Here is a 25,904-nt window from a genome sequence, read left to right as displayed (position 1 = left end):
ACTCAGAAGTGAAACGAAATAGCGCCGATGGTAGTGTGGGGCTTCCCCATGTGAGAGTAGGACATCGCCAGGCTTTAGTTTTATTTTCACTTTTTCGAAAAGTGAAGACAAAAGCGGACGCTTGCTTATTAAAGCGAGTGATACCACTGCGGAGTGGTAGTTCAGTTGGTTAGAATACCGGCCTGTCACGCCGGGGGTCGCGGGTTCGAGTCCCGTCCACTCCGCCACTTATTTGAGCGTCGTCTCAATAAACACGAATTACAGGGGTGTAGCTCCAATTGGCAGAGCAGCGGATTCCAAATCCGCGTGTTGGGAGTTCGAATCTCTCCACCCCTGCCATACTCTAAAGCCTCAGCAGTAATGCTGGGGCTTTTTTGCATCTGAAGAAAAGAGAAGCTGACTAGTTGGAAGAGTTGTCGATTCCTCTGGTACCAAAGTATCGGGGGGATTGAAAGCTCATATCTCCGGGATATTGGTCCACTTCACCTATCCCCCATGTTCATAAGCTCTGGCTTAGGTCAGGGGCTCTTTTATTCCTAACGTATAGTTTCGACGTCAGGTGTATGTTTATCCAACGAATATTGCATACCTTTGCTTCAGATAGTTTTATTTTCTAGTAATGTAATTATTAAATGTTGATGTATCGCTTTGCTCTTTCTGTTTTACCTTCGAATTTTCATAACGCTTTTTCTTCGTTATCGAGCACATCTGATTCACAATCTATTGAAAGGTCAGTGGTTACATTGGCTTGGATGATTACTGACTTGGTTCCTGTTATCATCATGCATTGATGCTAATAATTAGGAAGTAAGTTTATGCCACATTTTCGATTCCGTGCTGTAGAGCCACAAGCTGTTCAGGCATTATCAAAACCCCTTACGGATGAACTTCAGCCTCTAATGGACTGTCCGCGTGAGGATTTTACTTTTGAGTATATCTACACTACGTTTTTCAATGAGGGTGAGGTGAGTGCTGCATATCCTTTTGTCGAAGTGCTTTGGTTCGACCGTGGCCAGGTAGTGCAAGATGAAGTTGCCAAGCTTATTACGCAACAAGTGCGCGCTATCGCTGGTGCCGATATTGATGTTGCAGTTATCTTTTCCGCCTTATCTCCTAAAGCTTATTACGATAATGGCGAACACTACTAAAGGTTAAAGGCTATGAGGCTGAGTTTCATTGTAACTTTGGGTTTATGTTTCTCAGCTTCAGTATGTTCTACTCCTTGGGAGTCTGCGGTTAATCCTACCCGAAACTCTTCCTCCTCTATTGGTAGTTATGCTAACGGTTGTTTAGATGGTGCATTACCCTTGCCTCTCGATGGCGTTGGTTATCAAGTCTTACGTAGTAAAACGAAGCGCTACTATGGGCACCCTAAAACGATAGAGTTTATTGAAAATCTGGCGCTTAAAGCTCATCAAAATCTCAACACCACTCTGTTGATTGGTGATTTGTCTTTACCTAGAGGTGGAAGGTTCTCCTCTGGTCATTCTAGTCATCAAACCGGGTTAGATATCGATATCTGGTTAAGGCTTGCTGACCAACCGCTTTCTTATAACGAATTACAACTTCCTAAGCCCATGAGTGTGGTGGATTTAAAAGGTTATTCCATACTTAATCATCGCTGGGAAGAACGGCACTTTAAGCTAATTCGGTACGCTTCAAAAAGTAAGGATGTTGCACGAATTTTTGTACATCCTGTTATTAAGGAGCAACTTTGCTTGCAAGAAAACGGCAAAAATCGTTCTTGGTTACGTAAAGTACGTCCATGGTGGGGGCATCATTACCACTTTCACGTCAGGTTGTCTTGTCCTGATTCGAGCGACTATTGTGTTGATCAAGCACCACCTCCAGTAGGCGATGGCTGCGGTGTTGAGCTCGCAAGTTGGGCCCCGAAAGCGAAACCTATTGATACCCCTCCACGGGTAAAAACAACCTCTAAGCCCAAACGAAAAAAAGTCGTTCCACCTCAATGCTTGCCGCTTATCAATCCTAATTAGTGTTACTCTCCAGGTTTATCTGTACTTGGTGATCTCTTTTATGAAACTGGAGAAACATCATACTTTTGTCTACATTGAATAATACCAATACAAAAACTAACCCAATTAGTTTTGGGGACATATTATAGAAATCTAAATTAAACAAAGAGTTGTAGTATGGGTAAGTTGTAACTTCTTTGTTTAGAAAAAGATCTTTCGTCACGATACTCTGGTTTCTTAGCAATATGTCTGTCAGTTGGCTAAAAAGCGATAACAACGCAGACAAGTGTGTTAGGCAGGGATATGCCCTTTTCCTGTTAGAAGAGTAAATCAAGGACAAAACCATGACTATGATTTGTGCAAAAGAATTTGCAGAGTGGTTAAGACACAGATTTAGCAGTGATACTAAAGGAGTCTCTTTGACTCGAGAGGATGTGAATCACCTGACTGGGCGTCAACGCCTTGATCCGGGTTTTGTTAATGATGTGCATTATGAGCTGATGCAATATGGGATGGCTTTCGTTACTGATACGAGCCGAGAAAACTTTTATTTAATACCTGTTTCTCAAGCGGAAAATTGGCGTGAGAGACTAGAGTATCATTTTGAAAAAGAGCTGTTCTGCAATATTATCCCTATTGAAAAATCAGGTTGAGAAAAGGTTCAACTTTGATGCCAAAGTTGAACCTAATTGCTCTTATGCTAACCCTTGAATAATCACGAATTTTTCAAGCAACTGCTCTTCAGTTTCGACATGGTTCGGATCAGTGATTATGCATTTTGTAATTGGACACACTGACTGACAGGTCGGCTTTTCGTAATGCCCCTTACACTCTGTACATAGCGCTGGATCAATTTCGAAAATGCTCTCTCCCATACTGATTGCCCCATTGGGGCATTCGGGATCACACATGTCGCAGTTAATGCATTTATCAGTAATGAGCAAGGCCATGGTTACTTACCAGTCGGGTTACGGGTGTCCTGCCCTGAGTTTAGATTACGCATTAATAGGCCATATTCTAAATCTAGCTCTGCTGGTACTGGAATGAATACAAAGTGACCGTTTCCTTTCGCGTCTTCAATAGACTCTGACTTGCGGTTTTCCATTGCCTCTAGCGTGAAAACAATATTGCCTTTTGGCGTCATTAGTTCAAGGCTATCACCGACAAGAAACTTATTTTTTACTTCTACTTCAGCCATGTCACCACGACGTTTGCCAGTGAATTCACCAACAAACTGTTGAGCATCAGAGACTGAGTAACCGTAATCGTAGTTTTGGTAAGTATCGTGTGTATGACGGCGTAGGAAGCCTTCAGTGTAGCCACGGTGAGCTAGGCTTTCTAGTGTACCCATTAGGCTTTCATCGAATGGTCGACCTGCTACAGCATCATCAATTGCTTTACGATAAACTTGAGCGGTACGTGCGCAGTAGTAGAACGATTTAGTACGACCTTCAATTTTCAATGAGTGAACACCCATCTTAGTTAAGCGTTCAACGTGCTGAACCGCTCGTAGGTCTTTAGAGTTCATGATGTAAGTACCATGCTCGTCTTCGTAAGCTGCCATTTTTTCTTCTGGACGGTGTGCTTCAGAAAGTAGAACGACTTCATCTGTTGGTTTGCCGCTACCAATTGTGGTTTCAGGACGCTCGTCTTGTACTTCGACAGGCTGTGCTTCCGTCGGGTCGAATTTCTCTACGATGTCACCAGCGTCGTTTTCTTTACCCTCTTCAACTTTGTATTCCCAGCGGCATGCGTTAGTGCAAGTGCCTTGGTTAGGGTCACGTTTGTTGATATAGCCAGAAAGTAGGCAACGACCAGAATAAGCCATGCATAATGCACCGTGAACGAATACTTCAAGTTCAGTTTCAGGGCAATGCTCACGAATTTCTTCGATTTCTTCTAGAGATAGCTCGCGAGAAACGATCACACGTTCCACGCCATTCGCTGCCCAGAACTTAACGGTCGCCCAGTTTACAGCGTTCGCTTGTACAGAAAGGTGAATTGGCATTTCTGGGAAAGCTTCACGAACCATCATAATTAGGCCTGGATCTGACATGATCAATGCGTCAGGACCCATCTCTACGATTGGCTTAAGATCACGGATGAACGTTTTTAGCTTCGAGTTGTGTGGTTGAATGTTACATACCACATAAAGCTTTTTGCCTAGGGCGTGGGCTTCATCGATACCGATTTTTAGGTTCTCGTGGTTAAACTCGTTGTTACGTACGCGAAGGCTGTAGCGAGGTTGGCCAGCGTAAACTGCATCTGCCCCGTAGGCGAATGCGTAACGCATGTTTTTCAGGCTGCCCGCTGGAGATAGTAGCTCAGGCACGAATGCTTTCTCAGTTGTCATTGCTCAATTCTCTTTTATCTGATCACAAGTCAGGCCAATTCCACCTAATGGAAATGGGGCGCAAATTTTACGTCAAAATGTGAACTGTGACTAGGGTAATTGTGCTTCAGATAGAAAAACGCCCTCAAAAAAAGTGAGGGCGTTATGGTTAACCTTTATACAAAATTAAGCGTTAGGATTCGGTAAGCCGCCTAGCGCATCGTATAGGTTGGGAAGGAAAGCACTGAACTCTCCACACATTAGAGAGAAGTCTGCATCAAATCGAGCTGCTTGATCTTCACGTGGAATATCATCGTTTTGATCTTTCAATTCATCAGAGAATTTTAGACGTTTGATGCCTGCATCTTCCGTCATAATGAACTCAATACGATCTTGCCAATTAAGCGCAAGTTTCGTCACGACTTTATCCGCAGCGATGTGGTTGCGGATTTCATCAGTGGTTAGCTCTTGCTTCTTACAGCGAATCACACCACCTTCTTCAAGTACGGATTTTAGCTCAGCTTCGTCCATCATGCTGATACCTTGAGGTGTGTCACCGCTTTTCACCCACTCGGTTAGCGTAGTTTCAATCGCCACTTCTGGAATAGCAGGAACAACAGGTAGACTACCCATGGTTTTACGAAGCAATGCTAATACATCTTCTGCTTTTTTATAGCTGCTTGCATCAACAAGGATAAAACCTTCTTTTGGCATGATGAGCACGTGAGTGTGGCTGCTGCGGCTGAATGCGCGCGGCAGTAAATCCATTACGATGTCATCTTTCAGGTTGTCTTTCTCTTTCTTCTTCAGAGGACGACCTTCTTGCGCTTCCATTGCTTCTACTTTTGCATTCAATGATTCTTTGATCACAGAGGCAGGTAGCATTTTCTCTTCTTTCTTGGCGCAAATCAGAATGCGGTTTTCTGACACGTGAGTCATCATATCGCCATGTCTACCCATTGCACTGACCCAGCCAAATTTCTGTTTGTCTTGACTGCCACACGGGGTGAATCGGAATTCAGACAGCTGAGTTTCTAGTTGTTCGGCGTTAAAAGTAACCTCGCGGTTAACGCGGTATACCAGACAGTTTTTAAACCACATAAATCTTCTCTAGGCTTGATGACAAGGGACTAATCATAGGGAATTTTTGTGCTGATGTCTTAATAGAAATGAAAAATATCCGAATGAACCTCAAAAGAAAGTTATATGAAAATTTGTTTTCAAAGGTCACAAAAGTGTCATAATTGGTAGTGATAATGCTTATGCATAGAGAGGCGCTTTGTCTCTTAAATTCATTAGCTCAACGAACATAAGGTTACTCAATTATGTCTAGAAGGATTCTGGTTGTTGAAGACGAAGCTCCTATTCGCGAAATGCTGTGCTTCGTACTTGAGCAGAAAGGTTACCAAGCGGTAGAAGCGGAAGATTATGATACTGCAGTAACCAAACTGGCTGAACCCTTCCCTGATTTAGTTTTACTGGATTGGATGTTACCAGGCGGTAGTGGCATTAACTTCATCAAACATATGAAGCGAGAGGAATTAACGCGCAACATTCCAGTTGTGATGCTTACCGCTCGTGGTGAAGAAGAAGATAAAGTGCGCGGTTTAGAAGTCGGTGCGGATGACTATATTACTAAGCCATTCTCTCCTAAAGAGTTGGTTGCACGCTTAAAAGCGGTGATTCGTCGCGTTACCCCGACTGCACTAGAAGATGTAATTGATGTACAGGGATTGAAGCTTGACCCTGTATCGCACCGTGTTACGGCTAATGATGCGCCATTAGACATGGGCCCAACAGAATTTAAGATGCTTCATTTTTTCATGACGCATCAAGAACGCGTATACAGCCGTGAGCAGCTATTAAACAATGTTTGGGGCACTAACGTGTATGTCGAAGACCGTACGGTCGATGTTCACATTCGCCGCCTGCGTAAAGCATTGGAAGCTGCAGGGCATGATAAGCTGATCCAAACTGTTCGTGGTGCTGGATATCGCTTCTCCACGAAGGCATAAATTAACACGCAGCTTATCGGTACCATTTCTGGAGTTATGAGTGGTTGAAAGATTAACGTGGAAAAAGCTGGCCTGGGAGCTGGCTTTTTTTTACACCCCATGGGTGATAGTAGGTTGGATATTCGGTTATATGCCGTGGTTGCTTTTGGCAGCTACGGCATTGCAGCTTGTGTGGCATTTGCATAACCAAGTACGTTTATCTTCTTGGTTATGGGATGAAAAACGCCTCACGCCACCGTCTGGTAGCGGTAACTGGGAATCTTTGTTCAATGGGTTGTATCGCTTACAACAGCGCCAACGCCGCAAACGAAAAGAGCTTACTAATCTTATTCGTCGATTCCGAAATGGTGCAGAGTCGCTACCCGATGCGGTAGTGGTATTCCGTGCTGAAGGCAATATTGTTTGGTGCAACAAGCTGGCTCAGCACTTACTGGGCTTCCATTGGCCAGAAGATTCAGGTCAACCTATCTCCAATCTCATTCGTACACCTGATTTTATCAAGTACCTCAACAAGAAAGACTTCTCAGAGCCATTAGAAATGCGTTCACCACTCAATGTCGAACGCATGCTAGAACTACGTATCGTACCGTATACCGAAGGTGAACATTTGATGGTGGTGCGTGATGTTAGCCAGTTAAAACAACTTGAGGGAATGCGTCGCAACTTCTTTGCCAACGTATCTCATGAACTGCGTACACCAATGACGGTGCTACAAGGTTATCTTGAGATGACAGAAGACCCTGATATGGTCGTGGGTCCAATGTGGAGCAAAGCTCATGGTGTCATGACGGAGCAGCTCAACCGCATGAACAGTTTGGTGAACCAACTACTGACACTATCTAAAATTGAAGCGGCACCTATGCATGAACTTGAGGAAGTCGTGAATGTGCCTGCGATGCTTGAAGTGTTAGAAAAAGAGGCAGTTAGCCTTAGTGGGGACAATCAACATAAATTGAAATTTGATGTTGATGCTAGCCTACGCGTACTGGGCGATGATGACCAGTTACGTAGTGCTATCTCTAACCTCGTTTATAATGCTGTCAAATACACACCGCCTGGCGCGAACATTAATGTTCGTTGGTTCCAGACCTCTCAAGGCGCATGCTTAGAGGTGGAGGATAGTGGTGATGGTATAGAGCCTCAGCACCTCCATCGACTTACTGAGCGTTTTTATCGCGTCGATAAAGCAAGATCACGCGATACCGGAGGGAGTGGGTTAGGGTTGGCTATTGTGAAACATGCGCTGAGCCACCATGATTCTCATTTGGAAATTCACAGTGAAGTGGGCGTGGGCAGTAAGTTTTCTTTTGTATTGCCTGAACGTTTGGTGGTGAAATAATGGCATTAAGAGTCGCAAAAGTGTTCAGTCTCCTGGCTCTTGCTTGTTCCGGTATGGCTATCGCTCAAGATAAACCATTGCCGAATTATCATAAAACGACTGGGATTGTCGGGAATTTGCTCTCTGTTGGATCCGATACACTTGCAGGCATGACAACACTTTGGGTGGAAGAGTTTAAATCCATTTACCCGAATATTAATGCGCAAGTCCAAGCGTCTGGCTCTTCCACTGCTCCCCCAGCATTGACCGAACAAACAGCTCAGTTTGGTCCCATGAGCCGTCCTATGCGTTTAAGAGAGGTTGAAGCGTTTGAACGTGAACATGGTTACAAGCCAACGGCGCTTAGGGTAGCCATCGATGCTATCGGTATTTTTGTCCATCAAGACAATCCAATTCAAGGGCTCAACTTTAGTCAGTTAGATGCTTTGTTTTCTGCAACTCTGCGCTGTGGTGAAAGTCAATTTGTCACAAACTGGCAGCAACTCGGTCTTGAATCACAGTGGGCAAAGCGAAACGTACAGTTGTTTGGTCGTAACTCCGTTTCTGGAACTTATGGTTACTTCAAAAGCAATGCCTTGTGTGGCGGCGATTTCAAGACTCGAGTTAACGAGCAGCCAGGCTCCGCGTCAGTTGTGCAAGCTGTAGCGTCAACCATCAGTGGAATTGGTTATTCCGGTGTCGGTTATCGAGTGGCAGGCGTGCGCTTAGTCCCTGTGGCTAAAATGGGAAATTACTACGTGACTCCAACGCGAGAACATATTGTTAGTGGTAAGTACCCACTATCACGTTACTTATATGTTTACGTGAATAAGCACCCTGATTACCCATTAACACCAATTGAAGCTGAGTTTATTCGCTTTATCTTTTCTGCTCAGGGACAAGCGTTGGTTGAGAAAGATGGTTATGTGCCCATTACGGCAGACTTTGCAGAAGAAGAGTTAAAAAAAGTCGGCCTGTAAGCCGACTTTTTATTTAGGTATGGACTGTACGAGATCAGAAAGTGAGTGTCCACTTCGCGCTGTCCCAACGTTCTTGTTCTTCCTGTAAATCCGCGTGAAGTAATTTATTGTTTTCTAGCCATGCTTCATCTGTGCATGTGAGAATCCATTCGTCATTTTTGATAGATAAGGTGATATCAGGCAATGGATCTTCATTACGCTGCCCATTTAATACGATAGAAAGTCGTAATATTTTGATGAGGCTTATAACGTCACTCTGTTTATAGAGGTTGAAATCTGGTAGTTCTTGCAATTTGAGCGCTTTACGCTGGAAGCGAGCTAATGTTGCGAGCACTAATTGCTGCTCACGGTTGAAGCCTTGTAGGGTGGAGTGCAACAGAATATAAAAAGAGTGGCGATGGAAACTACGCAAGTTGATACTTAATCCGACTTCATGAAGCAACGCTGCCCACTCTAGTAAGTCAAATAACTCACTCTTTTTCTTAATGCCTAGTTCAGAGCGTACCTGACATAACATCTCACGTGCATGCCCCTTCACACGAGCGGCATGCTCTAAGTCGACCCGGTGCTTGTTGGCTAAATTTTCTGTGGTGCGCATACGAATATCGGAGCGCGCAAAACGCTCTTCCATTTCGTACAACAGGCCTTCGCGTAGAGCACCATCGGAGAAAAACATTTGCTCAATGCGAAGCGCTTTGAAAATCGCGGACAAAATCGCTACGCCTGCTGCGAATACGGGTTTACGTTCTTCTGTTAGACCCGCCAGTTCAATATCTTCAATGGAATCAAATTTACACAGAGTTTCGATAAGTGTATCCAGTCGACTCGCTGTGATCAGGCCATCTTCAAAACCTAATCCTACTAGCACTTCTTGAATCGCTTTGATGGTTCCTGATGAGCCGAGAGCAATATCCCAGCCCTTTTTACGATATGTTGAAGCGATGCACTCGAGTTTTTGTTCGGCCGCTAACATCGCCTTGCTGAAGTTTTTTCCTGACAGTTTGCCGTTTTTAAAGTATTGCTCTGTAAAACTGACGCATCCCATCTGTTTACTGTTGAGAAGCTCAGGCTCAAATTCTTGTCCAATAATCATCTCGGTACTGCCGCCTCCGATATCGATGACTAGTTTGGAGTTGGATTCTACTTGAGTGTGCGCGACGCCTAAGTAAATCAGGCGGGCTTCTTCTTCTCCAGGGATAATTTCTATCGGGAAAGGCATCACTTCTTTCGCACGCTCAATGAAAAGGTGGGCATTTTTAGCGCGTCTTAGTGTGTGTGTGGCGGCGATACGTACATTTGACTCATCAAGCCCTTGCAGCCTCTCAGCGAACATGGCTAAGCATTCTAGCGCACGCTCCATTGCGGCGTGACTTAAGTTCAATTCACTGTCGAGTCCTGATGCTAAGCGAACACGTTGTTTATGACGACTAACCAGTTGTAGGTCACTGCCGACAACTTTGGCCACCACCATATGGAAACTGTTTGAGCCGAGGTCTATCGCGGCAATGTAGCGAGTATCTTGTTCAAGAATTTGAGGCATCTGAATTTTGTTTTCTAGTTTGCTTTTCTATATTTTTAAGATAGTCATAGATAGCGATTTGAGAGCGAACTTTTTTGCGATTACCTCGTGGTACGTAAGCGTTACTCATTTCTTTATCTATCAAACGAGCCTTTACTGTATCGGTAAAATGGATATTCGTTATATCAATAATTCTCTGTTTCAAACGTGGATCACGGACTGGTACTGCTACCTCGATACGGTGATCAATATTTCTTGTCATCCAGTCTGCGGAGGAGATATAAACTTGCGGATCGCCATCATTGTGGGTGATCACCACGCGAGGGTGCTCAAGAAAGCGGTCAACAATACTGATGATGCGAATATTGTCGCTGATCCCCTCAATGCCCGGTACTAATGAGCACATACCTCGAATGATCATGTTTATTTTTACACCGGAAGTACTTGCTCCATAAAGCTTATTGACGATGCCTTTATCGACTAGGTTATTGACCTTGATCGTAAGAGCGGCTTTTTTCCCTAGCTTGGCATTCGCAATTTCATTATCAATTAAGCGGTAGATTTGGGTTCGAGAATTACGAGGAGATACCATAAGGTGATTGAACTTCACTGGTCGGTATGGATTCTCAATGTAACCGAAGACATTACGGACTTCATTAGTGATTTCTTGATCTGCCGTAAGCAGGGAGAAGTCGGTATAAATTCGTGCCGTCTTCTCATGGAAGTTGCCTGTGCCGATGTGTGCGTAGCGAATAATTTCTTCACCTTCGCGGCGGCTAATCATCAGTAGCTTTGAGTGAATCTTAAGACCAGGCGCACCAAAGATGACGTGCACACCCGCTTCGGTTAATACTTTTGACCATTCGATATTGGCTTCTTCATCAAAGCGAGCTTGCAGTTCGACGACCACAGTGACATTTTTGCCGTTGTGCACCGCATCAATTAAAGAGTTCATCAAGCGAGAATCTTTCGCGACGCGATAAATGTTAATCTTGATACTAAGTACTTTGGGATCGAAGGAGGCTTGGCGCACTAACTCACTAATGTGGTCAAAAGTGTGGTAGGGATAATAGAGCAGAATATCTTTCGCTTTAATCGCGTCAAAGTTGTTGGCATAACCTTCGAAATCGGCACATTTCATTGGCGGGAGAGGTTTATTTTCAAGATATTCTCGTCCAACATTTGGAAAGCCGATGAAGTCTTTAAAGTTGTGATAGCGTCCGCCGGGGATAAGGTTATCGTAGTTAGAGATATTAAGTTTGTTACACAGAAACTCTAACATTTGAGGCGGCATATCGCGTTCGTAGACGAAGCGAACGGGCTTTGCTGTCAGTCGCTGATTGACACCCTCTGACATTTGTTCAAGCAAGCTGTACTCGATTTCATTGCGTAAATCGTATTCAGCGTCACGCGTCATTTTCATCGCATAGCCGCTAAGCTCATCATAATCAAAAAAGCCTTTGAACAGCTCGTCCAAACAGTGGCGGATAATATTATCAAGTAAGATGATGGTTTTTCGACGCTTTCCTTTCTGTTCTGGTACCATCACAAAGCGGGGAAGGTGATCGGTCGGAATTTCGATCAGAGCGTACTGGTAATGTTCTTCTTTACGCAGTTCTACGGCGATGTAAGCGTACTCGTCTTTGAGAAATTGCAGAACATCGATCTCGTCTTTCATTAGGAGGGGAGTGATATGCGGCATTACCTCTCTACGGAAGTATTTCGCGATCCACTTTTGTTGCGATTCATCCAGTTGTTGCTCGTTGACCAAGAAAATGCGACGTCGCGCCATTTCTCGAATCAACTCGCTGTAAAGCTCATCAAATTGTTCGTTAAGCTTTAGTGCTTTCGACTGCATTTTGGTTAACAGTCGTTTAGGGCTATCACTGCCACCGCGCTCTTGGCTGATTAGGATTCTGCGCTTCACGTCCGCAAAGCGTACTTTGTAAAATTCATCTAAATTGTTGGAAAAGATCCCAAGAAAGCGAATACGTTCGATCAAAGGGACGGTTTTATCGGCAGCTTCTTGTAATACTCGTTCGTTGAAAGACAACCAACTCAGTTCTTTTTCTATATATAGTTTTTCTGCGCTCATAACCTTACCTAGCCAAAAGTGAAGTATTACGTACTCATCTTGGAAAAATGGATGAGTGAGAACATTATGAGATTTTCATTACAGATTTATTTCATACCACGCATTGCATAAGAGTTGTATTCTTTTCAGGTGTTTAATGTGATCTGTAATATAATTGTCATCTTAACGACATATTCTAGTACTAAGTCAAAAAAGGTAGAGATTTAAATGGCACAAGCCGAGTTTTCATTGCAGGAAAAAGATAAGAAACGACTGATAAAAGATCGTTTAGTTCGACTTGCAGTGACATCCGGTGGTGTCGGCGTACTCGCGGCGCTTATTTTGATCTTTGTCTACCTCGCCATGGTGATCATTCCGCTTTTTTCTGATGCGGAGATCAAAACCAACCAAGCTATTCGAGCCACTCATATTGAAACACCACTTGCGATTTCAGTGGATGATTACGCTCAGCTTGCGTTCGTCCTAACCCAAAGTGGTGAGATTCAATATTTGTCGATGGACGAGCCTACGAAACCTGCGGTGTATAAACAGCAAATCGTCCAGAAACCCGTCGCTTTCTCTCAATCTGCTCCTGGGCTAGGTTGGTATGGATTTGTTGATGGGCAGGGTAAAGCGAACCTTTTCAAGCCAGAATTTAATGCTACATTGAGAGAAAATACACGTCCTCCGGAAGTGATTGAGCTAGACACCAGCATGGATCTGACACTAAGTACGCCTCAAGATCCTGTGACTCAGTTTGTATTTGCAGCTTCGACGCCCTTACCAACGGTTGTTTGGCAGACGCAAAGTGGTGAAGTGAAAGCTCGCTGGCAAGTGGCTTCGTCTTTGGGTACGTCTCCTACAACGATCGATTTTACGTTCTCTTCAGGCTTTAATACGCCTCAGCAAATGTTGTTGACACCTGACGGTGAAACGCTTTATTTGCGCGATGGCTCTGAGTTGATCGTGTTAAAGAAAACCGCACGTAAATTTGCTGTGCGAGAGGTGGTCGATCTCACTCAAGGTGATAAGAAGCATTCCGTTCGTACGATAGACTTATTGGCTGGTGCTTACTCGCTTTTGGTGACGCACAACGATGGTCGGGTGTCGCAATGGTTTGATACGCTGCAAGAAGAAAAACGCACGTTAACGCATATTCGTGATTTTAAATTGGCATCAGAGCTTAAGTATTTGTTGCCGGATTCTCATCGAAAAGGATTTTATAGCTTTTACACCAACGGCACGTTGCAAAGCCATTATACAACCAGTGAAAAACTGGTGTTGTTTAAGCGTGCGTACAATCAAGCGCCCGCAATCGCAGCAATGTCTAACAATGAACGCTACTTAATCACTTGGCAAAATAATGCGTTAAATGTTGCGGAAGTGGACAATGCCTATCCGGAAGTTTCATTGTCTTCATTATGGCAAGAAGTGTGGTACGAAGGGTATCCTGAGCCTGAATTTGTGTGGCAATCGACTTCGGCGAGCGATAACTTTGAGGCTAAGTTCAGCCTAGTACCTATTGCGTTTGGAACGATAAAAGCGGCGATGTTTGCGATGCTGTTTTCAGTACCGCTCGCAGTGCTAGGTGCTATTTATACGGCTTACTTTATGTCGCCACGCATGCGTCGTGTAGTAAAACCGTCGATTGAGCTAATGGAAGCACTGCCGACGGTGATCATAGGTTTCCTCGCGGGATTGTGGTTCGCGCCTATTGTCGAAGATCATTTGATTACGATCGTCGTTATGCTGTTTGTTTTGCCCTTGAGCACCATGATTATGGGCGGGCTATGGGCATTAATACCGCAACCTTTGCGGAATCGTCTGCCTAATGGTTGGCATGCTTTAGTGCTCATGCCTGTCATATTGGTACTGATTGGGCTTGGAGTGTGGATTTCGCCTACGATTGAGCAGACGTTCTTTGGTGGCGATATGCGCTTATTCTTAACCGAGCATGGTATTGGTTACGATCAACGCAATGCATTGGTGGTGGGGTTAGCGATGGGGTTTGCTGTTATCCCGACGATTTTTACCATTGCCGAAGATGCCATTTTCTCTGTACCGAAGCATTTATCGGATGGCTCTTTGGCATTAGGGGCCACGCCTTGGCAAACTTTAATCTATGTTGTCTTGCTTACTGCAAGCCCAGGTATTTTTTCTGCCATTATGATGGGCCTGGGACGCGCTGTTGGCGAAACCATGATTGTATTAATGGCAACGGGCAATACGCCATTAATGGATTGGAATATTTTGGAAGGATTGCGCAGCCTGTCGGCGACCATCGCCGTTGAGTTGCCAGAGTCGGAAGTTGGAAGTTCGCATTATCGCCTGCTGTTCCTAGCTGCATTGATTTTATTTGTGTTTACGTTTGCAGTAAACGCGCTTGCGGAGTGGGTTCGTCAGAGACTGAGAGATAAGTACCGTGCGTTGTAATAATGGTTTGAATAAAGAGCGAGTAATAACGTGTTAAATTGGATTCGTTCTGGCGCACCGTGGATATGGCTAACAGGCGGTGCAGTCAGCATCAGTTTGTTGTCGGTATTAGGGTTGTTACTCCTTATCGGCTGGAAAGGCCTGACTTACTTTTGGCCAGCGCCCTTGTATCAGTGGAATGTTGCAGCGCTGACACCTGTACAAGGCGAAGTGCTACATGAAAATACTATTCTGATTGGTCAAGTGTATGAGCGCAGCTTTGTACCGAAGAGTTATTTGCCTGAAAGCGCAGCACAACAGTTAGAAGACGATGAAGATTTTGCCACGCGACTCAGTATCAAAATCGCCAACCGAGAGTTGTATCCCGCCGATTTTATCTCCGTATTGCAAATGCAGTTGGATGAGCCCACGACGCCAGAAGAGTGGGCGGTGATAGAGCGCAGTAGCGGTGGTTATTTCTTTGGTAAGCTGGTGGCGTTTCAAGATGGCGATAATATATACACCAGTGATATTCAATCGATACTAAATAAAAAGCTTGATGATGCAGAAACTCTGCGCCATGAGATTGATTCTTTGGTGGTCGATCAGCTTAAAGAGCTTGGTTGGAAGCTAGAGCAGTTGCGATTAGAAAAGCGCAAGCATGAATTGAATGACACGCTGACAGAAAGCTTCTTAAAGGAAAATCAGACGAAAAAAGAGCAGATAGAAAAAGCGCTTGCGACGTTAGATTTACAACTTGATGGTTTACGACTTCAGCTCTCTGACTATGCCTTGATTGTCGAGGATATGACCGGGTCACAAGTATCGATTCCGCTCGAAGACATTTTGGACTACTGGTATCCAAACCAAATGTCACTGCCTGATAAAGTCATGCATTGGGGAAAACAGGTTTGGAAGTTTTTATCTGAAGATCCAAGAGAGTCTAACTCCGAAGGAGGCGTGTTCCCTGCGATATTTGGTACGGTATTCTTAGTACTCATTATGTCGATCATTGTGATGCCACTTGGGGTGATCGCCGCTATCTATCTACATGAATACGCTAAGAATAACGCTCTAACCAGAGTTATTCGTATTGCGGTTATAAACCTAGCGGGTGTTCCATCGATTGTTTATGGCGTGTTTGGTTTAGGTTTCTTCGTTTATACGATTGGTGCCTCTATCGACAACGTATTCTATGCGGAGAAGCTACCGGCACCAACCTTTGGTACGCCGGGTTTGTTATGGTCAGCACTAACTCTTGCCGTGCTGACGCTTCCGGTTGTGATTGTGACGACAGAAGAAGGTTTAACTCGAATTCCGAGCTCCGTACGACATGGCTCTCTGGCACTTGGTGCAACTCAGTTCGAAACGCTATGGCGCGTGGTTTTGCCTATGGCGACGCCAGCTATTATCACAGGTTTGATCCTTGCGATTGCGCGTGCAGCTGGCGAAGTAGCGCCACTGATGCTGGTGGGGGTCGTGAAATTGGCATCCAGTTTACCGGTTGACGGGCAATTCCCTTATGTGCATTTGGATAGAAAGTTCATGCATTTAGGTTTTCACATTTACGATGTTGGCTTTCAAACCTCCAACATCGAAGCGGCGCGACCATTAGTTTATGCTACCTCTTTCTTACTCGTGACAGTGATTGTCGGGCTAAACTTAACAGCAATCAGTATTCGCAATAATTTACGAGAAAAATACAGAACGTTAGGACAAGATTAAGTATGTTTAATTTTGATAGTACATTAGGTTATGAGCCACCATTGGACGTTCATAATTTAACGAATGAACAAACAGCCATCTCAATCGAGAACCTTAATCTGTTCTATGGTCAAACTCAGGCGCTGCATGATATTTCGATGCGAATTCCCAAAGGGCGAGTCACCGCTTTTATCGGTCCTTCAGGGTGTGGAAAGTCGACGTTATTACGTTGCATCAATCGCATGAACGACTTAGTGGAAGGATGTCGAGTCACAGGCAAAGTGCGTCTCCATGGCAAGAATGTTTATCATCCTAATGTCGATGTTGCGACACTTCGACGCCGAGTGGGAATGGTGTTTCAAAGACCCAATCCATTTCCTAAGTCTATTTATGAAAACGTAGTTTATGGCTTACGCTTACAAGGTGTAAAAAACAGCCGCAGTTTAGATGACGCAGTGGAGCGATCCTTGCGCTCGGCGGCGTTGTGGGATGAGGTAAAAGACCGCTTGCATGAGAACGCATTTGGCTTATCTGGTGGTCAGCAACAGCGCTTGGTCATTGCGCGCGCGGTGGCGATTGAGCCGGAAGTCCTGTTATTGGACGAGCCAACATCAGCGTTGGATCCAATCTCAACTTTAACTATTGAAGAGCTTATCAATGAGCTGAAGACTCAATATACTGTCGTTATCGTTACCCATAACATGCAACAAGCGGCGAGAGTGAGCGATCATACTGCATTCATTCATATGGGTAAGTTAATTGAATACTCTGACGCGGACTCGATCTTCACTTCGCCAATGAAGAAACAGACCGAAGATTACATTACGGGTCGCTACGGTTAAGTCGCGACTCTATACGGAATAAGGAACATCATGCACTTTGGACGTCATATTTCAGGACAATTTAACGTAGAGCTAGAATCGATTCGTACTCATGTATTAACCATGGGGGGCTTGGTAGAACAGCAGCTTTCGTATGCTATTCAAGCCTTGCATAAAGAAGACATCGAACTGGCGCGTAAGGTTGTGCGTGACGATCATAAAGTGAATGCGATGGAAGTCTCGATCGATGACGCCTGTACACGCATTATTGCTAAGCGTCAGCCAACGGCAAAAGACTTGCGCTTAATCATGGCTATCATCAAAACGATCACTGATTTAGAACGCATCGGTGATGTGGCGACACGCATTGCTTACGTTGCCATCGAAAGCCCATCATCAAAAGAACGACAATTCCAAGTGTCGTTAGAGCCTCTCTGCCGTCAGGCAATTAATATGCTGCATCAGGTTTTAGATGCGTTTGCCCGCATGGATGTAGAAGCGGCAGCAGAGGTGCACAAACAAGATGACAAACTAGACGCCGAGTATGAAGCGGTGATTCGTCAGTTGATGACATACATGATGGAAGATCCAAAAAATATCCCTAATATTCTGCAAGTGATGTGGTCGGCACGCGCGATTGAACGCGTGGGGGACCGCTGCCAGAACATCTGTGAATACATTATTTACTTCGTGAAAGGGAAAGATGTACGCCATCTAGGTGATCAAAGTATTGATGACGTACTGAAGTAACTGACTTCAATAAATAGACCAGCTTTTAGGCTGGTCTATTTATTAGAGAGAAGGAAAGCACGTCAATATTTATCAGGAACGAAGGTCTGATCATCAATGGGCGCTCTGACGTAACCTTCTTTATTGAGTTCAGGTAATTCGATGGGTGAGTACTCAAGTGCTTTGTAATCAATCTGGCTTAGTAAATGACTGATACAGTTCAAGCGCGCTTTCTTTTTGTCATCTGAAGGGACGACCCACCAAGGGCAGCTTTTCGTGTCTGTATAGGCAAACATCTTATCTTTTGCTTCCGAATACTCCGCCCAGCGATGACGTGACTCCAAATCCATGGGGCTGAACTTCCAACGTTTGATCGGCGTATTAATTCGACCTAGAAAACGTTTTTCCTGCTCTTCGTCTGAAACCGAAAACCAATACTTAATCAGAATAATCCCAGAGCGTTGCAACATTCTCTCGAATTCAGGGCAAGAGCGTAAAAACTCCTCGTATTCGTCTGGAGTACAGAACCCCATGACTTTTTCGACACCTGCTCGGTTATACCAACTTCGGTCAAATAAAACGATTTCACCAGCAGATGGTAAATGAGCGACGTAACGTTGGAAGTACCATTGCGTTTTTTCTTTTTCGGTCGGTGCAGGCAGAGCCACTACGCGACAAACACGCGGGTTTAGCTTTTCTGTAATTCGCTTTATCACTCCGCCTTTGCCCGCAGCATCACGGCCTTCAAACAGAACCACCACTTTTAACCCTTTGTGTTTGACCCACTCTTGAAGTTTTACGAGCTCAACTTGAAGGTTTTTGAGCTCCTTTTCGTATTCCTTTTTCTTCAATTTAGACATACACCTTTCCTCACTCCTTGATAAACAATATGTTAGCACTCAAAAGCTATGCGCGTGAGGTTACGGTGGTCTATTTGAGAGCTGCTACGACATCGGTAATGGCTTGTGTACTTGTGATGGGGATTAAAAAATCATCGACATCGGATGCGCCCATTTTGCTTTGTTCAGCAACAAAGGTCATTTGGCTAGGGCGTGTGGTTTTGCCTGACAGATGGATTTCAGGAACTTGAGTGTCTTCTACTAGCTCACGTACGTTACTCGCATTAACGCCAGCACCCGCCATGATTGCTATGCGTCCTTGGGCTTGCTTAACCAAAGCTCTAAGCACATCGATCCCTTGTGGTGCTGAAGGCGCAAGACCGGAGGTTAAAATACGTTCACAACCTAAGCTGATCACTTCTTCCAAAGCTTTTTCAGCGTCACGACACTGGTCAAAGGAACGATGGAAGGTCACGCCTAAGCCAAGCGCTTGAGCAAATTCACACAGCGCAGCCGCGTAAGGCATATGAATATCACCGTCTTGAGTGAGCACGCCGAACACGACACCGCTCAAGCCTGATTGGTGAGCTGCTTCAATATCCCAACGCATCATTTCGATCTCTTCTTCATTGTAGAAGAAGTCACCTTGGCGTGGGCGGATCATGGCATAAACTGGAACACTCGAAAGCTTAGCCGCTTGCTGCATAAAGCCATAACTGGGTGTTAGTCCGCCTAAAGCCAAAGAGGAGCAAAGTTCAATCCGAGTGGCGCCGCCAGCAATGGCGTAGTGCAGAGATTCAATATTATCAATACAGACTTCTAGGTGAGTAACCACGTTCATTCATCCTGCTAACGTTACAAATAAGTGTTGTGGCTAAGATATTAACAGGGCCAGTAAGCAGAATCTGTATGGAGGGGATGATAAATAGAGGTAAAGTTTACGCTAAAGCGTTACCTCATTTTGGCGGTTTATCTGAAGGAAAAAGAAAGCCCAGAGCAGAGGCTCTGGGCTTTGATAGGACTTTACTTAGACTGATTGGCGTTTGCGGTTTTCCGCATTAGCTTATTGCTTTATATACATCCAACCATCACACCCGTTGAGCTAGGGTGAAGGTCTATTATTTTTTGCCTAGGTCAGCTGCGTGCTCAGATAGGAACGCTGCAACACCTTTTGGAGATGCGTCCATACCTGCTTTACCTTCTTCCCATTGTGCAGGACATACTTCGCCGTGCTTCTGGTGGAAGTTAAGAGCGTCAACCATGCGTAGCATTTCGTCGATGTTACGGCCTAGTGGTAGGTCGTTAACTACTTGGTGACGTACAACGCCTTCTTCGTCGATTAGGAAAGAACCACGGAAAGCAACGCCTGCTTCTGGGTGCTCAACGTCGTAAGCTTTACAGATTTCGTGCTTAACGTCAGCAACTAGTGGGTACTTAACTTGACCGATACCGCCATCTTCGATAGCAGTGTTACGCCATGCGTTGTGAGAGAACTGAGAATCGATAGAAACACCGATTACTTCAACACCTTTAGCTTGGAAGTCAGCTAGACGGTTGTCGAATGCGATTAGCTCAGATGGGCAAACGAAAGTGAAATCTAGTGGGTAGAAGAATACTACTGCTTTCTTACCTTTAGTGAACTCTGCAAAGTTGAAGTTTTCAACGATTTCACCGTTACCTAGAACAGCTGCTGCAGTAAAATCAGGGGCTTGACGACCTACTAGTACCATTTTTTTGCTCCTAAAAAGTATGGTTAGCTCCAAACCGAATTCAGTTGTGTCGGTTTGGTTCGTGTTTGTACGAGACAAACTATAGTACAGATTGTAGTATTGAAAAAAGCGAAATAAATAGATTGAGTTAATCGAAAAAAACGATAATAACAAAACTCTTAACTCGATCACTGGAACGGCGGTAGATACAAATACAATTATGAATAAATGGCCCAGTTTGAAGCAGTTACACTATTTAGTCACACTGCATGAAACAAGACATTTTAGTGACGCTGCAGAGCGTTGTTTTGTCAGTCAGTCGACTTTAAGTAAGGGTATTCAAAACTTAGAGGAGTTGATTGGCTGTCCATTATATGAAAAGAAAGACAAGAAAAGTCCACTGGTTTTTACCCAAACAGGAGAAATGGTAGTAAAGCAGGGGCGAGAGCTGTTAGCAAAAGGGCAAGATTTGGTCGAGCTTGGACGTATGTGCCAAGGCGACGATATGCAAGGCCAGCTAAAAGTAGGATGTATACCAACAATTGCTCCGTTTTTACTGTGTGATTTGGTACAAGAGGTGAACTACCGTTTTCCACAACTGAATCTTTTATTAAGAGAAGACACGACGACAAACTTACTTCAAGCGCTCAGACATGGTGAGCTGGATGTGCTTATTTTAGCGTTACCAGTCGAAATTGATGGCATGGAAAGCCGAGTAGTGGGTAAGGATCCGTTTCGAATGGTTATAAGCGCTAATCAAGCCCAATCGGTCCCTGTGCCGATTCGTTACGCGGATTTACCTGACGAATCCGTCTTTCTACTAGAGAAAGAACATTGCTTAACGGAACATGCGGTATCAGCGTGTAAATTAACAGACAAAGAAAAAATCAATCCGTTTACGGCAACCAGCCTCCATACACTGGTGCAAATGGTTGCGAATGGTTTGGGAACAACGTTCATTCCTCAAATGGCTATCGACCATGGCTTGCTGCATAACCAGAATTTAGTCGTGATCGATCCTCCAGGTAAACAAGCTTATCGCGAAATCGGCTTAGTTTGGCGTCCGAGCTCGTCAAGAACGAAAACATTTAATCAACTTGCAGAAGTCGTTTCAGAGCTGCTTTAGCTATTAGTATTAGCCCTTACTTCTCCATTATTTATCTAAAAGCGCACTGGAAACAGTGCGCTTTCTAGTATTTTATTCTGCTGGTAAACTTTGACTTGTAAAATTTTACAGCTCTTCTTTGATGAAGCTTTCATAAAATAGTGAAATTTCACAATGTTAATTTTACACAAAGCCCTGCATGTCTTGTTTGACCCCTGTTTAAATCCATCTCTTCAGCCCTTGTGAATACAAGGTGTTTGTTTACCTGTCAATATTCATACGCTTGTTTGAAATTATAAAGCGACTTTAAATTTAATGTAATTTTATTACGTAATAACTTACAAAATAAGGCGCTTGATAGATGGTTTTTACCTTGCGGAATAAAACTTTGAATTTTCTGTTTTGTTTATATTAGGGGTTTCACTAAACCCTTTGTTGATATAGCTTATTTAAAGGCCGATACGACTTATGTCTAGATTGAAAATACACGTAGCATTACGCAATCTATCGGCATAGCTAGACGAGTTGAACACAAAGTTAAAGGATGTAATTTGTTGTTCATAACTTACAAATGTAGCTTTACGCTGACTGCCCAAGATTGATAAAGCACGTTAAGGATGAATGATTATGCTTGCTCAGACAGAACAAAAAACACAACAACTAAAGCAAACCCAAGGCATGCTTGAGGTGAATGGAGTCGTTGCTCCAGAACATCAAGCAATTTTCCCTGTTGAAGCCCAAACCTTTTTATCTCTACTGTGTGAAAAATTTGCCGGACGTGTTGAACAGTTGCTGGAAGCAAGAGAAGAGAAGCAAGCACGTATTGATGCTGGTGAGCTACCAGATTTTCTACCAGAGACACAAGACATCCGTGAAGGAAGTTGGAAGATCCTAGGAATCCCACAAGATCTGCAAGATCGCCGTGTGGAGATTACCGGACCAACTGACCGCAAGATGGTGATTAACGCACTGAATGCGAATGTAAAAGTGTTCATGGCAGACTTCGAAGATTCAATGTCTCCTGCATGGAGTAAAGTGCTAGATGGTCAAATTAACTTGCGCGATGCTGTTAATGGCACCATCAGTTACACCAATCCTGGCAATGGCAAATATTATCAGCTGGAAGATGACCCAGCGGTGTTGATCTGCCGTGTTCGCGGCCTTCATTTAAAAGAAAAACACGTTACGTGGCACGGTCAGATCATTCCAGGTGCGCTATTCGATTTCGCTCTGTATTTCTATAACAACTACAAAGCGTTACTTCAAAAAGGCAGCGGCCCTTATTTCTACCTTCCAAAACTGCAATCGCATCACGAAGCGAAGTGGTGGAGCGAAGTGTTCCATTTCACGGAAGACTATTTCGGTTTGGATACAGGCACGATCAAAGCGACTGTGCTGATTGAAACCTTACCAGCGGTATTTGAAATGGACGAGATTCTGTTCTCGCTTAAAGAACACATCGTTGGTTTGAACTGTGGTCGCTGGGATTACATCTTTAGCTACATCAAAACATTGAAAAAACACTCAGACCGAGTACTGCCAGATCGCCAAGTGGTAACGATGGACAAGCCATTCTTAAACGCTTACTCGCGATTATTGGTACGTACTTGCCATAAACGAGGTGCTTTCGCGATGGGAGGAATGGCCGCATTTATCCCAGCTAAAGACCCGAAAGAGAATCAAAAAGTATTAGACAAGATCCAGACTGACAAATCGTTAGAAGCTAACAACGGCCACGACGGTACTTGGGTGGCTCATCCAGGTTTGGCTGACACTGCTATGGAAGTCTTTAGTGCTGTGCTGGGTGAACGCACCAACCAGTTGGATGTGAGCCGTGCAGAGGATGCGCCTATTACAGCAGCTGAACTGCTTGAGCCTTGTGAAGGCGAGCGCACTGAAGGCGGAATGCGCCACAATATTCGCGTTGCGCTGCAATACATCGAAGCTTGGATTTCTGGCAATGGTTGTGTGCCGATTTACGGACTGATGGAAGACGCTGCAACGGCAGAAATCTCCCGAGCTTCGATCTGGCAATGGATTCAACACGGCAAGTCGCTCGACAACGGATTAAAGGTCACTAAAGAGCTGTTCGAGCTCTATCTCAAAGAGGAGATTGAAGTCGTGAAGCAAGAAATTGGCGAGCAGCGCTACCATGCGGGTCGATTTGAAGAAGCAGCAGACCTAATGGCAAGGCTCACGACGAGCGATGAACTGACCAACTTTTTGACAGTTCCTGGTTATGACTACCTGGATTAATAAAGAATAACTGTAACACCAATAACGTGAAGGATTTTCAAGGCAGATAGGGAAGTACTGCCTGAGAACGGAAACTCAACGCACACGCATAAAGTGCAAATTATAAAGAGGGATAGACCAATGACTAACTTAACTCGCCGCCAACAAATTGAAGCTCTGGAAAAAGACTGGGCAACTAACCCACGCTGGAAAAATGTGAAGCGTACTTACACTGCCGAGGAAGTGGTGGAACTGCGTGGCTCTATGGTGCCTGCAAACACAATTGCACAACGTGGTGCAGACAAACTTTGGTCACTGGTCAACGGTAGTGCGAAAAAAGGTTACGTAAACTGTCTTGGTGCGCTAACGGGTGGTCAAGCGGTTCAACAAGCTAAAGCAGGTATTGAAGCGATTTACTTGTCAGGCTGGCAGGTAGCGGCGGATAACAACACCGCCTCGACGATGTATCCAGACCAATCTCTTTACCCAGTAGATTCTGTACCGTCAGTAGTAAAACGCATCAACAACTCATTCCGTCGTGCAGACCAAATTCAGTGGGCTGCTGGTAAGACGCCTGAAGATGAAGGTGGTATTGATTACTTCCTACCTATCGTAGCGGATGCTGAAGCGGGCTTTGGTGGTGTGCTTAACGCTTACGAACTAATGAAATCGATGATCGAAGCCGGTGCCGCGGGCGTTCACTTTGAAGACCAGTTAGCATCGGTGAAAAAGTGTGGCCATATGGGTGGTAAGGTATTAGTTCCTACGCAAGAAGCGGTACAAAAGCTCGTTGCAGCTCGTTTGGCTGCTGACGTAGCGGGTACAACAACATTAGTTATTGCTCGTACTGATGCGAATGCGGCGGATCTCATTACTTCAGATTGCGACCCATATGATAAAGACTTCATCGAAGGTGAGCGTACTCAAGAAGGTTTCTACCGCGTTCGCGCGGGTATCGACCAAGCTATCTCTCGCGGCCTGGCTTACGCACCATATGCAGACTTGATTTGGTGTGAAACGGCTACGCCATGTTTGGAAGAAGCACGTAAGTTTGCAGAAGCAATTCACGCTGAATACCCAGATCAATTGTTGGCGTACAACTGCTCGCCTTCATTCAACTGGGAGAAAAACCTAGATGCAGAAACTATTGCTAAGTTCCAACAAGAGCTTGCAGACATGGGCTACAAGTACCAATTCATCACGCTAGCAGGCATTCACAACATGTGGTTCAACATGTTTGAACTGGCGCACGCTTACGCTCAAGGTGAAGGTATGCGTCATTATGTTGAGAAAGTTCAGCGTCCTGAATTCCAAGCAGCTGAAAAAGGCTATACGTTTGTTGCGCACCAACAAGAAGTAGGTACAGGTTACTTCGATAGAATGACCAATACTATCCAAGGTGGTAACTCTTCAGTGACAGCATTGACAGGTTCGACCGAAGAAGACCAATTCTAATTGGCAGAGAAACACTTCCTTAATCAGCGTCAGTAATGGCATTTTGAGCGGCAACCCTGCCGCTCTTTTTTTCGTTTAACCGGTGTAAAAACGAAACTTACAACAAAGAGAATACGCTTGCGTACTACTCTTCCTGCTCGATTTCTTCAGGTTCCACTTCTTCTTGCAGTTCCAATAAGTTAATCGCAATCGTCACGAAGTCACTATCAGTAATAATGCCGACCAATCGACCTTTGGTGACAACAGGTAGACAGCCAACTTTATGCTTTTGCATATAGATAGCGCTCTCTTTGAGCCCCGCGATAGGCTCTGCCGTCATGATGTTGGTGTGCATCATTTCGTAGAGCGGTGTGTCTAAAGTAAAAGATTGTTCAGCCTCATCTGGGTGCAAGCTCGATTCTTGAGCAGCAAGAATGTCGCGTTGAGTCACCAAGCCTTGTAAGTGGTTATTGGCATCAACAACCGGAATGTGTCGAATATCAAGCGCATCCATCATGCTTTTTGCATCACGCAAGGTGTGCGTGCGCAGTAATGTATGAGGATTACGAGTCATCATGTCTTCAACCTTGATCATAGAGACCTCCAGCGGCATTGTCCTTCTCTTAAATATAGAGAATATTTTTCTGTATATCTGGGAGCTAACTCGTTTTTCATCAATTAAATAGCACAATGCTGATGGGC

Annotated in this window: 21 protein-coding genes, 2 tRNA genes and 2 pseudogenes; 16 read left to right on the top strand and 9 right to left on the bottom strand. The window is 44.5% G+C overall.

The window, feature by feature from the left end; genetic code table 11:
- The first annotated feature begins 150 nt into the window (after window positions 1-150).
- The 5 genes from R7Q41_RS16545 to R7Q41_RS16525 all read left to right on the top strand — a co-directional run bounded on the left by R7Q41_RS16545 (window position 151) and on the right by R7Q41_RS16525 (window position 2,629).
- Window positions 151-227, top strand: a tRNA-Asp gene (locus tag R7Q41_RS16545).
- A gap of 35 nt (window positions 228-262) precedes the next feature.
- A tRNA-Trp gene (locus R7Q41_RS16540) sits at window positions 263-339 on the top strand.
- Between the two features lie 476 nt (window positions 340-815).
- The gene (locus tag R7Q41_RS16535) at window positions 816-1,148 is read left to right on the top strand and encodes a DUF1904 domain-containing protein (protein ID WP_104975873.1); all 333 of its coding nucleotides are present in this window, start codon (window positions 816-818) and stop codon (window positions 1,146-1,148) included.
- Between the two features lie 12 nt (window positions 1,149-1,160).
- Window positions 1,161-1,997: a penicillin-insensitive murein endopeptidase gene (mepA, locus tag R7Q41_RS16530; protein WP_318144583.1), complete on the top strand. Its 837-nt coding sequence runs from the start codon at window positions 1,161-1,163 to the stop codon at window positions 1,995-1,997.
- A gap of 323 nt (window positions 1,998-2,320) precedes the next feature.
- Complete coding sequence (locus tag R7Q41_RS16525; protein ID WP_005381765.1) at window positions 2,321-2,629, top strand: hypothetical protein; 309 nt, start codon at window positions 2,321-2,323, stop codon at window positions 2,627-2,629.
- A gap of 42 nt (window positions 2,630-2,671) precedes the next feature.
- Here R7Q41_RS16525 and R7Q41_RS16520 read toward each other — a convergent pair whose 3' ends face one another.
- The 3 genes from R7Q41_RS16520 to rdgC form a co-directional block, all read right to left on the bottom strand.
- The gene (locus R7Q41_RS16520) at window positions 2,672-2,926 is read right to left on the bottom strand and encodes a YfhL family 4Fe-4S dicluster ferredoxin (RefSeq protein WP_005381763.1); all 255 of its coding nucleotides are present in this window, start codon (window positions 2,924-2,926) and stop codon (window positions 2,672-2,674) included.
- A 2-nt stretch (window positions 2,927-2,928) separates the two neighbouring features.
- Window positions 2,929-4,329, bottom strand: coding sequence for a tRNA 5-hydroxyuridine modification protein YegQ (yegQ, locus tag R7Q41_RS16515; RefSeq protein ID WP_318144582.1), 1,401 nt, complete (start codon window positions 4,327-4,329; stop codon window positions 2,929-2,931).
- Window positions 4,330-4,494: 165 nt separating this feature from the next.
- The gene (gene rdgC / locus R7Q41_RS16510) at window positions 4,495-5,409 is read right to left on the bottom strand and encodes a recombination-associated protein RdgC (RefSeq protein ID WP_005381753.1); all 915 of its coding nucleotides are present in this window, start codon (window positions 5,407-5,409) and stop codon (window positions 4,495-4,497) included.
- Window positions 5,410-5,633: 224 nt separating this feature from the next.
- On the opposite strand from rdgC, the gene phoB reads away from it, so the two are divergent.
- From phoB to R7Q41_RS16495, 3 genes are read left to right on the top strand one after another with little or no spacing between them, the layout of a single operon-like run.
- Window positions 5,634-6,323, top strand: coding sequence for a phosphate regulon transcriptional regulator PhoB (gene phoB / locus R7Q41_RS16505; protein ID WP_005381752.1), 690 nt, complete (start codon window positions 5,634-5,636; stop codon window positions 6,321-6,323).
- Window positions 6,324-6,363: 40 nt separating this feature from the next.
- A complete protein-coding gene (gene phoR / locus R7Q41_RS16500; RefSeq protein WP_005383667.1) occupies window positions 6,364-7,662 on the top strand; it encodes a phosphate regulon sensor histidine kinase PhoR in 1,299 nt (432 codons plus the stop codon).
- Complete coding sequence (locus R7Q41_RS16495; protein WP_318109010.1) at window positions 7,662-8,621, top strand: phosphate ABC transporter substrate-binding protein PstS family protein; 960 nt, start codon at window positions 7,662-7,664, stop codon at window positions 8,619-8,621. Before phoR ends, R7Q41_RS16495 begins: the two co-directional genes overlap by 1 nt.
- A 34-nt stretch (window positions 8,622-8,655) precedes the next feature.
- Here the strand turns inward: R7Q41_RS16495 and ppx are convergent, their stop codons facing one another.
- A complete protein-coding gene (gene ppx / locus R7Q41_RS16490) occupies window positions 8,656-10,161 on the bottom strand; it encodes an exopolyphosphatase (RefSeq protein WP_054579025.1) in 1,506 nt (501 codons plus the stop codon).
- A complete protein-coding gene (ppk1, locus tag R7Q41_RS16485) occupies window positions 10,145-12,235 on the bottom strand; it encodes a polyphosphate kinase 1 (RefSeq protein WP_318144581.1) in 2,091 nt (696 codons plus the stop codon). Before ppk1 ends, ppx begins: the two co-directional genes overlap by 17 nt.
- 207 nt (window positions 12,236-12,442) lie before the next feature.
- Here ppk1 and R7Q41_RS16480 point away from each other — a divergent pair, with 207 nt between their 5' ends.
- The 5 genes and pseudogenes from R7Q41_RS16480 (at window position 12,443) to phoU (ending at window position 17,901) form a co-directional block, all read left to right on the top strand.
- Window positions 12,443-14,647, top strand: a complete 2,205-nt coding sequence (locus R7Q41_RS16480; RefSeq protein WP_318109013.1) for an ABC transporter permease subunit — start codon at window positions 12,443-12,445, stop codon at window positions 14,645-14,647.
- A gap of 30 nt (window positions 14,648-14,677) precedes the next feature.
- Window positions 14,678-14,909, top strand: a pseudogene (locus R7Q41_RS24515) (phosphate ABC transporter, permease protein PstA); the annotation flags it as partial.
- Window positions 14,910-14,974: 65 nt separating this feature from the next.
- Window positions 14,975-16,351, top strand: a pseudogene (gene pstA, locus R7Q41_RS16475) (phosphate ABC transporter permease PstA); the annotation flags it as partial.
- A 2-nt stretch (window positions 16,352-16,353) separates the two neighbouring features.
- On the top strand, window positions 16,354-17,172 hold the full coding sequence (pstB, locus tag R7Q41_RS16470; protein ID WP_054576947.1) for a phosphate ABC transporter ATP-binding protein PstB: 819 nt from the start codon (window positions 16,354-16,356) through the stop codon (window positions 17,170-17,172).
- Between the two features lie 30 nt (window positions 17,173-17,202).
- Window positions 17,203-17,901 (top strand): phosphate signaling complex protein PhoU, encoded by a 699-nt coding sequence (gene phoU / locus R7Q41_RS16465; protein ID WP_005381744.1) that lies wholly within the window; start codon window positions 17,203-17,205, stop codon window positions 17,899-17,901.
- 62 nt (window positions 17,902-17,963) lie between these two features.
- Here the strand turns inward: phoU and ppk2 are convergent, their stop codons facing one another.
- The 3 genes from ppk2 to R7Q41_RS16450 all read right to left on the bottom strand — a co-directional run bounded on the left by ppk2 (window position 17,964) and on the right by R7Q41_RS16450 (window position 20,449).
- Entirely contained in the window at window positions 17,964-18,740 is a 777-nt protein-coding gene (gene ppk2, locus R7Q41_RS16460) for a polyphosphate kinase 2 (protein WP_047102160.1), read from the bottom strand.
- Between the two features lie 70 nt (window positions 18,741-18,810).
- On the bottom strand, window positions 18,811-19,554 hold the full coding sequence (locus R7Q41_RS16455; protein ID WP_148299889.1) for a copper homeostasis protein CutC: 744 nt from the start codon (window positions 19,552-19,554) through the stop codon (window positions 18,811-18,813).
- A gap of 283 nt (window positions 19,555-19,837) precedes the next feature.
- The gene (locus R7Q41_RS16450) at window positions 19,838-20,449 is read right to left on the bottom strand and encodes a peroxiredoxin C (RefSeq protein WP_005381738.1); all 612 of its coding nucleotides are present in this window, start codon (window positions 20,447-20,449) and stop codon (window positions 19,838-19,840) included.
- 199 nt (window positions 20,450-20,648) lie between these two features.
- On the opposite strand from R7Q41_RS16450, the gene R7Q41_RS16445 reads away from it, so the two are divergent.
- The 3 genes from R7Q41_RS16445 to aceA all read left to right on the top strand — a co-directional run bounded on the left by R7Q41_RS16445 (window position 20,649) and on the right by aceA (window position 25,223).
- Window positions 20,649-21,554 (top strand): hydrogen peroxide-inducible genes activator, encoded by a 906-nt coding sequence (locus tag R7Q41_RS16445; RefSeq protein ID WP_005383681.1) that lies wholly within the window; start codon window positions 20,649-20,651, stop codon window positions 21,552-21,554.
- 606 nt (window positions 21,555-22,160) lie between these two features.
- Window positions 22,161-23,789: a malate synthase A gene (aceB, locus tag R7Q41_RS16440; RefSeq protein WP_042521158.1), complete on the top strand. Its 1,629-nt coding sequence runs from the start codon at window positions 22,161-22,163 to the stop codon at window positions 23,787-23,789.
- Between the two features lie 120 nt (window positions 23,790-23,909).
- Window positions 23,910-25,223, top strand: a complete 1,314-nt coding sequence (aceA, locus tag R7Q41_RS16435; protein WP_005381733.1) for an isocitrate lyase — start codon at window positions 23,910-23,912, stop codon at window positions 25,221-25,223.
- A gap of 124 nt (window positions 25,224-25,347) precedes the next feature.
- Here aceA and R7Q41_RS16430 read toward each other — a convergent pair whose 3' ends face one another.
- Window positions 25,348-25,797, bottom strand: coding sequence for a CBS domain-containing protein (locus R7Q41_RS16430; protein WP_017820562.1), 450 nt, complete (start codon window positions 25,795-25,797; stop codon window positions 25,348-25,350).
- Window positions 25,798-25,904 lie beyond the last annotated feature (107 nt).

The sequence above is a fragment of the Vibrio sp. 2096 genome (assembly GCF_033339595.1).
Lineage (GTDB): Bacteria > Pseudomonadota > Gammaproteobacteria > Enterobacterales > Vibrionaceae > Vibrio > Vibrio alginolyticus.
The sequence above is the reverse complement of the archived record's forward strand: the minus strand, read 5'-3'. Positions and strand labels throughout refer to the sequence as shown.

Bases quoted from the DNA above. Each gene is read 5' to 3' on its own strand.
- R7Q41_RS16535 (WP_104975873.1), top strand. From the start codon at position 816: ATGCCACATTTTCGATTCCGTGCTGTAGAGCCACAAGCTGTTCAGGCA.
- mepA (WP_318144583.1), top strand. From the start codon at position 1,161: ATGAGGCTGAGTTTCATTGTAACTTTGGGTTTATGTTTCTCAGCTTCA.
- R7Q41_RS16525 (WP_005381765.1), top strand. From the start codon at position 2,321: ATGACTATGATTTGTGCAAAAGAATTTGCAGAGTGGTTAAGACACAGA.
- R7Q41_RS16520 (WP_005381763.1), bottom strand. From the start codon at position 2,926: ATGGCCTTGCTCATTACTGATAAATGCATTAACTGCGACATGTGTGAT.
- yegQ (WP_318144582.1), bottom strand. From the start codon at position 4,329: ATGACAACTGAGAAAGCATTCGTGCCTGAGCTACTATCTCCAGCGGGC.
- rdgC (WP_005381753.1), bottom strand. From the start codon at position 5,409: ATGTGGTTTAAAAACTGTCTGGTATACCGCGTTAACCGCGAGGTTACT.
- phoB (WP_005381752.1), top strand. From the start codon at position 5,634: ATGTCTAGAAGGATTCTGGTTGTTGAAGACGAAGCTCCTATTCGCGAA.
- R7Q41_RS16495 (WP_318109010.1), top strand. From the start codon at position 7,662: ATGGCATTAAGAGTCGCAAAAGTGTTCAGTCTCCTGGCTCTTGCTTGT.
- ppx (WP_054579025.1), bottom strand. From the start codon at position 10,161: ATGCCTCAAATTCTTGAACAAGATACTCGCTACATTGCCGCGATAGAC.
- ppk1 (WP_318144581.1), bottom strand. From the start codon at position 12,235: ATGAGCGCAGAAAAACTATATATAGAAAAAGAACTGAGTTGGTTGTCT.
- R7Q41_RS16480 (WP_318109013.1), top strand. From the start codon at position 12,443: ATGGCACAAGCCGAGTTTTCATTGCAGGAAAAAGATAAGAAACGACTG.
- pstB (WP_054576947.1), top strand. From the start codon at position 16,354: ATGTTTAATTTTGATAGTACATTAGGTTATGAGCCACCATTGGACGTT.
- phoU (WP_005381744.1), top strand. From the start codon at position 17,203: ATGCACTTTGGACGTCATATTTCAGGACAATTTAACGTAGAGCTAGAA.
- ppk2 (WP_047102160.1), bottom strand. From the start codon at position 18,740: ATGTCTAAATTGAAGAAAAAGGAATACGAAAAGGAGCTCAAAAACCTT.
- R7Q41_RS16450 (WP_005381738.1), bottom strand. From the start codon at position 20,449: ATGGTACTAGTAGGTCGTCAAGCCCCTGATTTTACTGCAGCAGCTGTT.
- R7Q41_RS16445 (WP_005383681.1), top strand. From the start codon at position 20,649: ATGAATAAATGGCCCAGTTTGAAGCAGTTACACTATTTAGTCACACTG.
- aceB (WP_042521158.1), top strand. From the start codon at position 22,161: ATGCTTGCTCAGACAGAACAAAAAACACAACAACTAAAGCAAACCCAA.
- aceA (WP_005381733.1), top strand. From the start codon at position 23,910: ATGACTAACTTAACTCGCCGCCAACAAATTGAAGCTCTGGAAAAAGAC.
- R7Q41_RS16430 (WP_017820562.1), bottom strand. From the start codon at position 25,797: ATGATCAAGGTTGAAGACATGATGACTCGTAATCCTCATACATTACTG.